Origin of the sequence: Diaphorobacter ruginosibacter, assembly GCF_040396215.1 — a bacterium.
GTDB lineage: Bacteria > Pseudomonadota > Gammaproteobacteria > Burkholderiales > Burkholderiaceae_C > Diaphorobacter_A > Diaphorobacter_A ruginosibacter_A.
In genome coordinates this window covers 1-12983 of record NZ_JBEBOW010000111.1, presented here as the reverse complement: position 1 = coordinate 12983, position 12983 = coordinate 1, and the positions used below count along the sequence as shown (strand labels likewise).

The 12983-nt window shown below is 61.6% G+C and carries 10 protein-coding genes; all 10 read right to left on the bottom strand.

What is annotated here, in order from left to right; translation table 11 throughout:
- Positions 1–338: 338 nt before the first annotated feature.
- The 10 genes from ABWP92_RS13220 to ABWP92_RS13175 all read right to left on the bottom strand — a co-directional run bounded on the left by ABWP92_RS13220 (position 339) and on the right by ABWP92_RS13175 (position 12664).
- On the bottom strand, positions 339–1085 hold the full coding sequence (locus ABWP92_RS13220; protein WP_353235853.1) for an SDR family oxidoreductase: 747 nt from the start codon (positions 1083–1085) through the stop codon (positions 339–341).
- Between the two features lie 35 nt (positions 1086–1120).
- Positions 1121–2095, bottom strand: coding sequence for an NAD-dependent epimerase/dehydratase family protein (locus ABWP92_RS13215; protein ID WP_353235852.1), 975 nt, complete (start codon positions 2093–2095; stop codon positions 1121–1123).
- A 5-nt stretch (positions 2096–2100) separates the two neighbouring features.
- Positions 2101–2532 (bottom strand): cupin domain-containing protein, encoded by a 432-nt coding sequence (locus ABWP92_RS13210; RefSeq protein WP_353235851.1) that lies wholly within the window; start codon positions 2530–2532, stop codon positions 2101–2103.
- Between the two features lie 5 nt (positions 2533–2537).
- Positions 2538–3455 carry an NAD-dependent epimerase/dehydratase family protein gene (locus tag ABWP92_RS13205; protein ID WP_353235850.1) on the bottom strand — a complete coding sequence of 306 codons (918 nt, stop codon included), beginning with the start codon at positions 3453–3455 and terminating at the stop codon, positions 2538–2540.
- A 304-nt stretch (positions 3456–3759) separates the two neighbouring features.
- Positions 3760–4584 carry a sugar phosphate isomerase/epimerase family protein gene (locus tag ABWP92_RS13200; protein ID WP_353235849.1) on the bottom strand — a complete coding sequence of 275 codons (825 nt, stop codon included), beginning with the start codon at positions 4582–4584 and terminating at the stop codon, positions 3760–3762.
- A gap of 90 nt (positions 4585–4674) precedes the next feature.
- Positions 4675–7242: a branched-chain amino acid ABC transporter ATP-binding protein/permease gene (locus tag ABWP92_RS13195; protein ID WP_353235848.1), complete on the bottom strand. Its 2568-nt coding sequence runs from the start codon at positions 7240–7242 to the stop codon at positions 4675–4677.
- The gene (locus ABWP92_RS13190; RefSeq protein WP_353235847.1) at positions 7239–8108 is read right to left on the bottom strand and encodes a branched-chain amino acid ABC transporter permease; all 870 of its coding nucleotides are present in this window, start codon (positions 8106–8108) and stop codon (positions 7239–7241) included. Before ABWP92_RS13190 ends, ABWP92_RS13195 begins: the two co-directional genes overlap by 4 nt.
- Before the next feature lie 30 nt (positions 8109–8138).
- A complete protein-coding gene (locus ABWP92_RS13185; RefSeq protein ID WP_353235846.1) occupies positions 8139–9368 on the bottom strand; it encodes an ABC transporter substrate-binding protein in 1230 nt (409 codons plus the stop codon).
- Between the two features lie 80 nt (positions 9369–9448).
- The gene (locus ABWP92_RS13180; protein WP_353235845.1) at positions 9449–11230 is read right to left on the bottom strand and encodes a thiamine pyrophosphate-binding protein; all 1782 of its coding nucleotides are present in this window, start codon (positions 11228–11230) and stop codon (positions 9449–9451) included.
- Positions 11231–11272: 42 nt separating this feature from the next.
- On the bottom strand, positions 11273–12664 hold the full coding sequence (locus tag ABWP92_RS13175) for an aldehyde dehydrogenase family protein (RefSeq protein ID WP_353235854.1): 1392 nt from the start codon (positions 12662–12664) through the stop codon (positions 11273–11275).
- Between the last annotated feature and the right edge of the window lie 319 nt (positions 12665–12983).

Genomic DNA, 12983 nt, shown 5'->3' with positions numbered 1-12983 from the left:
GGTGCTCAAAATACGTATATTTGCTTAGAACGTGTTTACGATCTCCTCGCGCCGCAGACCGCCCGCAAAGCCACTGTCCCGCAGGGTTGGAGTGAAATCGGGCGATTTGCAGCGCGCTGGCCCTTGCTTGCACCCCGGTGCAAGCGGCGGACCATCGCTTCGAACTCATCCCGATTGCACTCCAACGCGGCTGCGTAGAGATCGTAAACACGTTCTGAGAGCCGCTAACACAACCCTCGATACGTCGTTGCTTCGCCTTGTCGTACGCTTGTACTGCCTGCGGCTTCGCGCCTCGTCTCGATCGCAAACCTTCGGTTTGCTGGGTCGTGTCAGCAGCTCTAAACCAACCCTCCATTGGGCTGGACGATCTGCCCATGAATCCACGATGCCTTGTCCGAAGCGAGGAAGGCGACAAGCGCGGCCACCTCCTCGGGCCTGCCGACCCGGTTGAACGGACTCATCGCGGCGGAGCGCTGCAGCGCCTCCTGGCTCTTTCCTGCGTTGAACAGGTCGGTATCGACAGGCCCCGGAGCCACTGCGTTGACGCGGATCCTGCGTGGCGCGAGCTCCTTGGCGAGAGAGCGGACCAGGCACTCCACCGCGGCCTTGGTGGCGCTGTAGGGGCCGGTTCCGGCTACCGCGTGGCGCACCAGCGAAGTCGTCAGCGCCACGATGGAGCCGCCATCCTCCACCCGCCTTGCGGCCTCCCGCAGCACATTGAATGCGCCCACCAGGTTCACCTCGACCAATGAGGCGAAATGCCGGTCCTCGAACTGCGCCAGCGGCGCGGCTGGCACGTTGATTCCAGCGTTGGCGACGACCATCGAAACGCGGCTACCGAAGTCATCCGCGGCCTGCTGGAAAACCGCCTCGACACCCGCGCAGTTCCTCACATCGACGGCATAGGAGCGAACGGCGCGAGCCGTGCGGGCATGCACGTCGGCGGCAACCCGCTGGGCCGTCTCGGGCTGCGAAGCATAAGTCAAGGCTACATCGAATCCATCGCGCGCAAGCGCCTCGACACACGCGGCGCCAATACCTCTCGATCCACCAAAAACCAATGCCAGAGGTTGTTCATTTGCCATGAGAATTCTCCCCGATTCATGAAGGCCGTGACGGCTCAATAATGCGACCCGTTGCCATTGCCCTGCAGCTCAGCTCTCGTTGCCTCGATCGTCGCCTCTATCCCTTTTTGCAGATCGAACTGCGGCTCGTAGTTGAGTTCCTCGCGCGCCCTGCGGATGTCCAGCGCTCCCTTTCGGGCACTCAATACCTTGCCTCCGTGCTTGTACGGACCGGTGCTGCCTGCGGTGATACGCGCCCCGGGAATGGCCCGGTTCACCGCATCCGCCACGTCGCCGATGGTCGGCGCCGCGCCGGTGGCGATGTTGTAGCTGTCGAAGCGATGCCTTGGCTGATCCAGCGCCAAGAGGGCCCCCGCCACTGTGTCGGCGATGTAGACCTGATCCACCGCGAGGTCGCCGCCCTCATCCAGATGATGGGCCTCGCCTCGCAGGGCGGCCTCGACGAACGTGCGCGGCACGCGCAACCGCGGCAAATGCGGGCCGTACACCCAGCAAGTGCGCACGTTGATGCACTCCAGTCCGTGATCGCGCGAATAGATCCGGCTGAAATGCTCCACCGCCAGCTTGGTGGCTCCATAAACGCTCGTCGGATTCTGCGGATGGTCTTCATCGATCACCGCGGAATTGAAATCCCCATAGGTTTCCTCCGTGCTGATGTGAACCACTCGCTTGACGCCGGTGAGCTTCATCGCCTCGAAGAGATTGATCGACCCCTCGACATTGACGCGCAGCGCCTTGATGGGGATGTCCGCACACTGGATCACCCCGACGATGGCCGCCGCATGGATGATCGCATCGGGCTTGTGGTCCCGCAGCAATCCCAGCACCTGATGCCATTCACCAAGATCCGCCGAAGCGGCCGTCAGGCTTGCGTTCTTTGCGGCAAGCGCCGCCATGAGGGGGCTTATCGCAAGATCCGTCGCCACGACCGAGTCCCCACGCTTGAGCAGCGTGTTGACGATTTCCATTCCCAGCCAGCCGCAGGCTCCCGTGACCAATATCTTCTTCATGGCGTTCAGCCTTTCTTGCGAGCTTCGGGCTCTTCATCTGTCGGAGGACTGGTGATCACCAGGAACACCAGGCGGTCGGTGCCGGTGCAATGCAATTCATGATGGACTCCCGGCGGGATGTAGGTGACATCATTGGCCCTGACCAACCGCTTCTGCCCATCGACGGTCAGCACGCCTTCGCCAGCCAGCACGTGGTAGATCTGCTCCTGCACCTTGTGAACGTGGTCTTCCACATAGGCTCCTGGCTCATAGCAGGAAATGCGGTGATCGAAGAAGCGGCTTCCAACCGTGGCCGGAGTCACTATGGCCTTGGAGAGCGCCTGATGGAAGTGGCCAGGATATTGCACCCAGCGCAGCTCCGCGAGGTTGCGCGTCACAGCGGACGGGTCCTGCGCGGCGTTCTGGAACTCTTTGTCATCGGGGACGATCGTGGTCATGAATCTCAACTTTCAAATTCAGGCAGGCCTGCGAGAAGGTGCCGGTGGTTGTACTCGGGGACAAAGCCCAGGCGCTTGCGCGCATGGGTCAGATCGTAGAGCGGAGCAAAGGGGTTTTGCCGGTAGCACTCCGGATCACGAACCTCCACGGCATCGCCGTGCAGGCGCTCGAGGCGCTCCAGAGTAGGCTCCGGCGAAAGCGTCACATTGGATGAAAGGTAGAACCTCTCGAAGTCGCCGCGCTGCATCGGAAGCTCCAGGGCCAGGCGGAAGGCCCGGGCCAAATCACGCGCATCGATGTGGTGATGCAATGGCCCGCCGCCCGCGGATGACGGTCCGCCGACGGCAGGTCCGCGGTAGTTGTCAGGGTCCTTCGCGCGCTCGACAATCTCGGCAAACATTTCCGGATAGGCCACGAACACGGTGCGCAAGGCGACCACGGACATGCCCCTCAATGCATAGGCGCGGGCAAGGTCTTCGCCCAACACCTTGCTGACGGCATAAGGGTCCGTCGCGTTCAAAGGATGGGCCAGATCCAGCGGCGCATAGCGGGGCGGCAGCATCCTGCCCTCGCGCACCGTATATCCAGCCACGGAGTCGCTGGAGCAGAACACCACGCGCGGGATGCCCTGCTCTTCGGCGGCATTGAACACATTGTGCGTTCCAAGAACGTTCACCCGCATGATGGTCGCGCCATCGCCCGACCAGATGTTCGGTATGGCTGCGATATGCAATACCGCATCCATGCCCTGAACCGTGGCCTTGACGGCGTCCGCGTCCGTCACGTCGCCAATTTGCCACTGTATGTCCGCATCCCCCGCCTTGCGGTCGAATCCGCGAACCACGTGGCCTTGCTGAAGCAGTTCGTCCACCACGAAGCGGCCCAGCAGCCCCGCTGCGCCCGTAACCAGTACCCGGCTCATGCGCTCACCTCGCTGCAGCGGCTGGAATGAATATGCGTACCGACAGCGAGTACGCCTGCGTTTGCGAAATGATCGCTACTGACATGATTTTTGAAGTTCAGCATCTGTGTGCCCGAATGTGCATTTGAAATGGGAGGGTTGACGAAATGGGAGAACATGGAGCGCTCCGAAAGCACGGGGAGAGTCTAGAAATTCGGGCGGCGCATGGGAACTACTGAATTCCGACGCCGCCTATTCCCGGCGCTTATAGCCATGGGTAACTGCCGGGGCGCCATGGATTCGCAGTTGGAATCCACACCCGGATTCATGAAATCCGATGGCCTTGGTAGCCTCGCGCGGCCAGTTGCGCCGGCGCTGAGAAAAGGTCGCGGTCCGGCGATGGCGAAATGATCTCCAGCACTGGATTGCGCTCAAGGCCCATCTCACCCACCGCACGCCCCACGGCAGCAAAATCGATATCTCCAGCCCCAATGGCCGCGTGAAGATAGGTCTGGCGCGTAGTGTCCGAGATATGCATCAGCTTCATGCGGTTTCCCAGGCGACGTATCCCCTGCGCGGGATCCTCTCCAATGAAATGCGCGTTCGCCACGTCGTAGCAAATCCCGATCGCGGGTTCACCGTATGCATCCAGCACATTCAGGATCCTGTCCAGATCGGGCAGGAAGGAAAACGGCATGTTCTCGACCCACAACTCCACGTTGCTCTGCCTCGCCACCGGCACAAGGCGATCCAGGGCGTGCAGAAAATAGTCTCGCATCTGCTCGAAGGGCGCCGCCAGAAGCGGGTTGGGCTTGCCCGATCCGAGAATGAACGCTGGAGCCCCCAGCTCGCCAGTCAAACGGATGAACCGCTCCACGAGACTCAAGCTGTGGCGGCGCATTTCGGCGGATGCTCCGGCGATGTTCAGATCCACGTTGACGGTATTCGTGCTCGTAAAACTCAACCCCTCGGACTGTATGAGCCGGCGTATGTCCGCGACATCCGAGGGAGCCGAATCAACCCACAGATGGCCCGGGTACAGCATCAGCTCAAACTGCCGCGCTCCCAGCCCCGCGAGATGCCGGATGCATTCAAGAGCGCCCATGCTCAGCGTGTAGCTATAGGTATTCAGTGAAAAGTTGTCTGTCATGGAATAGGGAGCTTGCATATGACTTTCGATGAGGCCCACGGAAAACGGCGGCATCGCCCTGCGTGGGTGAACGGAACTGACGGATTCATCTCAGGCGATCTTGCGTTCGTCCCCATCCTGCTGTGCCGCGGCGACGCCAAGCAGTTGCTCCTGGAGCGCCTGATTGGCCGCCAGCTCATGCGCCGGTCCGCCATATGCGACCTTGCCGTTGACAAGCACGTATGCGCGGTCCGCCATGGCAAGCACTGATTCGGCGTGATGCTCCACGATCACCAGGCTGGCCTTTGCCGTGAGCTTGACGATCGCCTCGCGCACTTCCTGCACCACCGCCGGCGCCAGCCCTTCGAACGGCTCATCCAGCAGGATGATCTTGCTGGGCACCATCAGCGCACGGGAAATGGCCACCATCTGGCGCTCGCCTCCGGACAGGTTCTCCGCCCGTGACTGAATCAGCAGCTTCAGCTTGGGAAACAGCTCATATACCTCTTCGAGCGATGCGCCGCCAGGGCGCGCGGCCAGCTTCAGGTTCTCATGCACAGTCAGATTGGGAAACAGGCGCCGCCCTTCGGGAACCAGCGAGATGCCGCGCCGATTGATGAGATCGGGCCGCAGCGCGCTGATGTCACAGCCTTCCAGGCGGATGCTGCCCGACGTCGGATGCAAGACACCCGTGATGGCACGCAGCGCGGTCGTCTTGCCCACGCCATTGCGGCCGAGGAGTGCGACGACCTCGCCGACATTGACGTGCATGTCCACGCCATCGAGCACTGTCCCGCCCCCATAGCCGACCCGCAGGTCGTTGAGTTCCAGCAGGCGCACGGCGGAAGCGTGCGCCTTCGGCGACGGGTGGATACGCTGCGCAACACGCTCGGCGCCCGGCGAAGGCACGGTATGCGCATCGCCCAGATAGGCCGTGATCACCTTCGGATTGGATGCGACCTCGGCGGGCTTGCCATCGGCGATCAGGCGCCCTTGATGGAGCACCGTGATCCGGTCCGACATCGCAAGCACGCGGTCCATGTCGTGTTCGATCAGCAACACCGCATGGGATTTCGCCAGCTTCTGGATAAGCGCGCTCACGACCTGGCGGTCTGCTTCGGCAAGTCCTGCCAGGGGCTCGTCGAGCAGCAGCAAACGCGCATCGGTTGCCAGGGAAACGGCGATGTCAAGCAGGCGCTTCTCGCCATGAGACATCGCCGAACACAGATCGGCCGCCCGATCCGCCAGGCCCACGGCATCCAGCAGCGACCACACCTGCTCGTTTGCATCCGAGTCCAGGTAAGCGTCCTTCCAATAGCCGCCCCACTGCTTGCGTGCCGCCTGCACGGCAATACGTACGTTCTCGAACGCGCTGAGATTCGGAAACACGCTGATGATCTGGAAGGAGCGGGCCAGCCCCAGCCTCGCGCGGCGAAACGCGCTCAGCCGCGTGATCTCCTCGCCTTCAAGAATGATTTTTCCATCGTCCGGCAGAAGAAAACCACTGAGCATGTTGAAGAACGTCGTCTTGCCGGCGCCATTGGGGCCGATGAAACTGTGTAGCTGATTGCGATGCACTTCCAGGGTGATGTTGTCTTGCGTGACGATGGAGCCGAATCGTTTGGACAGCCCCTGAATGGAGAGCACCACATCCGTCCCCGGCGCGCTGGCGTGGGCTGGCTGGTAAGGTTTGATGCGGGATGGCCGCAGCGGGATTCCCGCGCGCGTCAACGTCCAGCGGGAGTTGCCGGAAATCCGTTGGAGCAGTCCATGGATTCCCTCGGGCGACAACAGGGCGAACACGATGATGATGGGCGCGAACAGCAGCCACCAGTTTTCCGTGATGGCGCTGAGCTGGTCCTCCAGGACAATGAAAGTGATCGCACCCCACAGCGGGCCGACGAACTGGTGGATACCGCCCAGAACCGCCATCAGCACGGGGTCGCCCGCATGCGCCCAATTCAGGTTGTTGGCGTAGGCACCCTGCAGCAGCAAGGCCATGAGCCCCCCGGCGACACCCAGCAGCGCCGCGGCAAACATCAAGGCGATCAGCTTGATGAAATAAGCGTTGTAGCCAAGGCTCGTCACGCGCTGCTCATTGTCGCGCAGTGCCTGCATCACCCGGCCAAAAGGCGCATGCGCCAGACGCCACATCAGCCAGAGCAACAACAGGACGCTGCATACCGTGAAGACGTGGAACGCCACGGGCGAATCGAACAACGGCCGCTTGACGTTCTGCAAGCCGTTTTCACCGCCCGTGACCGAAGTCCACTTGAATGCGATCTCGAAAGCGATCTGCGAGCAAGCCAGTGTCAGCAGCGAGAAATACAGACCCTTGCGGCGCAATATGGCGGCACCGACGACCAGCGCAAGCAGGACCGAGAACGCCGCTGCGAGAAAGACGCCGGTGAACTCGTTGCCGCCCCACGCGCCAGCCGCGATGGCAAGGGCGTAGCTTGCCGACCCGAAGAAGAACGATGCACCGAAAGGCACGAGCCCCAGATAGCCGATAAGGAAATTGACGCCCGCGGCATACAGCGTATAGATGGCGACCTGCGTGATTCTGTGAATCGGCATGCCGACCGCCCACGCCAATCCCGAGGCGCATATCAGCACCAGCGCCATCACGAGGATGGGATGACGCCACAAGCTGTTAGAGCTGGATGTGGAGATACTCATTCAAAACGCTCCCAACGTTCGCCGAAGAGACCTCGCGGACGCAGCAGCATGACAATGAACATAAGCGCATACATCGCGCCAGCGGCCGCATCGGGCTTGAATTGAATCGTCAAAGACATCACGATTCCGACCGCAAGGCCGGCCACCACGGCGCCAGGAAAGGAGCCCAGGCCACCGATCGCGACCACCACGAACGCAGGCATGATCGCGTTGGCCGCCATGGACGGCGAGACGGTCCACAGCGGAGCCGCCAGAACGCCGGCAATGGCGGCAAGCGCGCAGCCCAGGCCAAAGACGCCCGTGAGAACGCGCGGCAAGTTGATGCCCAGCAGTTCCACCATTTCCGAATCACGGCTGCCCGCGCGCAGGATGCGTCCGTAGGGAGTCCAGGACAGAAACGCCCAAAGCGCCAGCAAGGTAGCCATGGTCGCAAACAGCACGAAGACCCGATACCTGGTGATGAGCAGGGGTCCCAATTCGACGATGCCGTTGAGCAATTCCGGCGGATTGAATGGCTTTCCATCGGCGCCCCAGACATACCGGATCAACGCTTCGATCAACAGCGCAAGCGCGAAAGTCACGATCAGGCTCAGCAGCGGATCCTTGCCGTAGAGCCGGCGTATCAACACCACCTCCACGATCATTCCGATCACGCCCACGACAATGGGCGCAAACAAAACGGCGGGCCAGCCCCACAATTGGTAGAGCTGATATGCCGCGTAGGCCCCCAGCGCAAAGAACGCGCCATGGGCAAAATTGACGATGCCGATCAGGCCGAACGTGATGGACAAACCCACGGCGATCAGCACGTAGAGAAAGCCCAGCACGAGGCCGTTGGCGGATTGCGATACAAGCGCGTCCAACATGATGAAGAATTCTTCGATGCGGCTTGCCCGTCAAAGCGCGGGCATGTTGCAGCCGATTTCCTGCTTGGTGCCAAACGCCTTCTCGGTTTCTTCCTGGGTGTTCGAGGTGTCCTTCACCACATCGAAGTAATCCCATTTGTCGCTGATCTTGGATTTCACCTTGACGATCACCGATGAGCGGACCAACTGGTGGTCCCAGTCCCGGAAATAGTAGGGAACATCTCCATCGGTGTTCTTCCATTTCTCGAGAGCGGTAACCAGCGACTTGGAGTCCGTGGCCTTGGCTGCCTCGATCGATTCCAGCAGCGCCCGCATTCCAACCCATCCGGACCATGCCTTGTCCGATGGCGCGCGCCCATACTTGCGCTCGAAATCAGCGGTGAATTTCTTTTCCGCAGCAGTATTCCTGGGGTTGTTGTAGTACCACGGCTTCACATAAATGCCGGTGGACGCCTGTTGTCCCACATCCCAGAAATCCGTGTCGGTCACGGCAATCGCGCCATAGGGAATCTTTCCCTTCATTCCCATTTCATTCCATTGCTTGAGAAAGTTGGAAAAGTCCCCTCCCACCAGGCCGCCGACGATGACGTCCGGTTTGGCCTGGCGGATCTTCAGGATGTAGGAGCTGTAGTCGGCCGTATTGATCGGCACTTCGTCCACGCCGACTTCCGTGGCGTTGACCTCCTTGAGCAGCGAGCGGGAAGTACGCAGGATGTCCTGCCCGAAGGCATAGGACGGAGTGAGGAAATAGACCTTCTTGCCGATGTCCGAAACATAGGGCATCAGGCCACGCATCTGCACGGGCACGGGCGCCTGCGTGCGGAAGGCGTAGCGGCTGCAGTCCTTGCCGGTGATTTCGCTGGCGGCGGCTCCGGTGAGGATCAGCGGTACTTTTTCGCGATTGGCCACGCTCATCATGGCGAGCGCCGACGAACTGTAGTTGCCGCCAACGACAGCGACCACCTTGTTCTCGTCGATGAGTTTCTGCATGTTCTGCTGCGCGACCTGCGGATTGGGCTCGTCAAGCCATATCAGTTCAATTGGGCGGCCAAGAACCTTCTTGCCGGCCTGCTCCACGGCCAGCTCGCTGCCACGCTGCAGAAACTGGCCAATGGATGCTCCGGGACCTTGCTTGGAATAGACCAGGCCGATCCGAATGGGCTCGCCTTGCGCCTGCGCGCCCGCGGCAAGGCACAGCCAGGCAGCTGCTACGGGCAGGCTGCGGCGCGCGAAGGAATGAATCAAGTGGGATGTACGCATATTTGTCTCCTGAAAAGTCAAAGCTCCGCTCCGGCCGTCCCAAGACGGCCTGGAGCTCGCAAAGAAGTGAAGCAACTAGTTCAAGCCAGGAATGGTTTCCCGTAGACCGGCTCTTTGTACGGGATGGGCGGCAATTGCCAGGTACCCGTCGATGGCGGCCGTACTTCGGCATCCACGTGAACGTCGATCACGCAAGGGCGGCGATTCTTGAGGGCAAGCTCCACGGCCGCCGCCAGTTCCTGCGGACGCTTGACCGTGATTCCATCCGCACCGCAGGCTCTGGACCATGCTGCGAAGTCGGGGTTGTAGCGCTCGCCGGTCTCTCCGTTGTAGAACGCCGTGCCGATCTCGCGCCCATCAAAGAGTCCATACTGCAGATCACGTATGGCGCTCCAGGCGAAGTTGTTCCAGATGATCCATACCACCGGCAGGTTGTACTCCACAGCCGTGCACAGAACATAGGGCGTCATGGTGAAGCCGCCATCGCCGACGACCGCCACCACGGGCCGGTCCGGCGCAGCCAGTTGAGCGCCCAACGCGCCGCATACGCCGAACCCCATGCTGGAATAGCCCCAGCTGTTGAGCATGCTCTGTGGGCGTCTGGATTTCCAGAACTGCATGAACCAGTTGTGGTGTACGCCGGAATCCAGCGACAGGATCACATCATCGGGAAGCATCTTCTGCAGGGTGCCGACGACGAACTCCGGGCGCAGCGGACTGGTCGAGTCTTCAAAGTGGGGACGCACGAACGCTTCCCATTGCGACTGCCAGCCGCGCACCTCCTCCAGCCAGGGGGCGAAACGCTGCGCGTTGATCGCATTGTCCTGCCTTGACAGCTCGCGCAGAAGCTGCTGCGCGAAGACGCGCACATCCGCGATGATGCCGACATCCGGGGGATAATTCCGCCCCAGTTCCTGCGGGTCGATATCCACATGAATGAGCTTGGTGGATGGAAAATTCCACGAGTAACCCGGATGCCAGCTCGATGAGCTGCGGTCATCGAAGCGCGTGCCCAGCGTGATCACCAGATCGGCGCGGCGACCGGCCTCGTTTGCCGGATAGGCACCATTGCGGCCGATGAAGCCAAGCGCCAGAGGATGGTCTCCAGGAATGCACCCCATGCCATTGGGAGAAGTGATGACCGGAATCTGCAACTGCTGCGCCAGTTGCGTGATTTCCTGCCCGGCCTCCGACAGGGTGGCGCCATGGCCGATGAAGAACACCGGCCTGCGGGAAGCCTCGAGCAACCGCATCACCGCGGACATGTCCTCGTCGTTCGCGCCTGGGCGATGCGACAGCCCCACGTGCGATCGCGCCGGAACGCTGACATCGCCCTCTTCCTGGTACACGTTGTAGGGGATGTCCAGATTCACGGGGCCCGGGCGGCCGGTCACCATGGTGTCCAGCCCCTGCCGCAGCGCCAGCGGCAGCATCTCCACCCGCGTCGGCTGGAAGGAGCGCTTCACGACCGGGCGCATCACCTGAGCGAAGTCGGCCTGGTTGTGCGCATACAGCTCCTGGAACGGGCCGCGGTTGTTCTGGCAGGTTGGCACATTGGAGGTGATCGCCATGAAGGCGGAACTATCCGACAAGGCCGTGGCCAGAGACATGACCATGTTGGCGGAACCCGGCCCCGTGCTGGTCAACGTCGCCACCGGACGGTGCTTGACGCGGAAGTATGCATCCGCCATATGGCCCGCGCACTGCTCGTGCCTTGGAGAGATGAGCTTGAGTTCGTCCTTCACATCGTAGAGTGCGTCGAGCAGCCCCACGTTTCCATGTCCGCAAATGCCAAAGATGTATGGCACCCCTTCCTGCACGAGCGTCTGCGCGATCAGCTCGCCGCCTTTCATTCTTGGCATTTCATTTCTCCGTTCTGGTTGTATGTTTGCTGGCGTCTTCGGTCACAGCATTGTGACCATGCGTTCCTCGCTCATTTCCCTCACGGCGTGATGGGGGCCTTCTCTCCCAAAGCCGCTGTCCTTGCTTCCGCCATAGGGCATGGCATCCACGCGGGAGCTGGACGTCTCGTTGATATGCACGCCGCCAACCTCCAGTTCGCGCGCCATGCGCAGGGCGTCATGCAGCCGGTTGGTGAAAAACCCGGTGGCCAGACCGTAGGGAGTGGCGTTTACGCGCTGGATGGCTTCGTCCAGTGTGTCGTACGGAACGATGGACATGACGGGTCCGAAAATCTCCTGGCAGCCGACTTCCATGCTGTCGTCGACTCCCGTGAGCAGGGTCGGAGGAACGACGGCGCGCTCGCGCTCGCCCCCGACCAGAAGAGTTGCCCCGCGCGCCACGGCGGAGTCGATCCAGAGCTCAATGCGCCGCGCCGCCTCCTCGCTGATGACGGGGCCGACCACCGTTGCTTCACTGGCTGGATCGCCATAAGGCAGCCTGGCCACCATATCCGTCAGCCGTTGCGCCACGGCCTGAACCTGTTTGCGCTGGACGAGCAGCATCTGAATCGAAGTGCAGACTTGTCCCGCCTTGCGATACGCGGCGTTGACCACCTTGGGAAGAGCGCGGTCCAGGTCGGCATCGTCCGCGATGATCGTGAAGGCGATGCTGCCCAGCTCCATCTGCGTGCGCCGCAGTCCGGCACGCTGTTGAATGGCCGCGCCAGCCTGGGTGCTGCCGGTAAAGGCGAAGAACCGAATCAGCGGCTCGTCGAGCAAATGACCCACCGTCTCGGGGCCGCCGTGCAACACGGAAATCATCTCCGCGGGGAACCCTGCTTCCACCAGGCATTCGGCCATGATCACGGCCGGCGTGGGCGTATGCGCCGACGGCTTGAGAACAATGGCGTTGCCGGCGGCGATGGCCGGCGCGACCTTATGGGCGACCGTGTTCAGCGGCGCGTTGAACGGCGTTACAGCGCATACGACGCCCAGCGGTACGCGCAGCGTGAATCCCAGACGCCCGGTCTGCCCCGAGGCGCCCTCCACAGGCACCATTTCGCCCTTGAAGTTACGCGCCTCCTCTGCTGACAACCGAAAGGTCGTGACGCAGCGCCTCAGCTCGCCCAGCGCATCTTGCGTCGGAAAACCCGCCTCCTTCTGCAACGCCGACACCAGCGCGGAGCTGCGCTGCTCAAGCAGCGCCGCAGCCTTGTCCAGAATGGCTCCGCGTTCAAACGGCGTGAGCGCAGCGCTACGCCAACGGGCATGAGCCTGGGCAACTGCATCAGACACCTGCTCACGGGACGGTACATGCCCCACGGTGCAGGGAGTCAGATGGAATTTGTCCAGGACTTCGAATTGCTCTGCACCATCGACCCACCTGCCGCCCACCAGCAAGCGGGCTTCATTCGGCCTGTTCAATGTGACTTTGGAAGACGTGTTCGTCATAGCGATTGGAGTTTTGAAGTGCTCCAAGTCTAGGAACGAGCGCGCAATCACGAAACTACCGTTTTCCGACAGCGCCTATCTGCGTGGCTTATAGCCTCTGGCGCTATGACCCGCGTGCCTGCAGGCGCACATGGCTCTTGCGCTTACGCTTACGCTTACGCTTGCGGTTGCGCCTCGCGCAATGAGGCAAGCTCGCTTTTCGATGCGACAAGCCGGGCCGCCGGGCTGAAGTCATGGCCCGGCTGCTTGCTTAACCCGGGAT

Coding starts and splice junctions, on each gene's coding strand:
- ABWP92_RS13220 (WP_353235853.1), bottom strand. CDS start 1,085: ATGGCAAATGAACAACCTCTGGCATTGGTTTTTGGTGGATCGAGAGGT.
- ABWP92_RS13215 (WP_353235852.1), bottom strand. CDS start 2,095: ATGAAGAAGATATTGGTCACGGGAGCCTGCGGCTGGCTGGGAATGGAA.
- ABWP92_RS13210 (WP_353235851.1), bottom strand. CDS start 2,532: ATGACCACGATCGTCCCCGATGACAAAGAGTTCCAGAACGCCGCGCAG.
- ABWP92_RS13205 (WP_353235850.1), bottom strand. CDS start 3,455: ATGAGCCGGGTACTGGTTACGGGCGCAGCGGGGCTGCTGGGCCGCTTC.
- ABWP92_RS13200 (WP_353235849.1), bottom strand. CDS start 4,584: ATGACAGACAACTTTTCACTGAATACCTATAGCTACACGCTGAGCATG.
- ABWP92_RS13195 (WP_353235848.1), bottom strand. CDS start 7,242: ATGAGTATCTCCACATCCAGCTCTAACAGCTTGTGGCGTCATCCCATC.
- ABWP92_RS13190 (WP_353235847.1), bottom strand. CDS start 8,108: ATGTTGGACGCGCTTGTATCGCAATCCGCCAACGGCCTCGTGCTGGGC.
- ABWP92_RS13185 (WP_353235846.1), bottom strand. CDS start 9,368: ATGCGTACATCCCACTTGATTCATTCCTTCGCGCGCCGCAGCCTGCCC.
- ABWP92_RS13180 (WP_353235845.1), bottom strand. CDS start 11,230: ATGCCAAGAATGAAAGGCGGCGAGCTGATCGCGCAGACGCTCGTGCAG.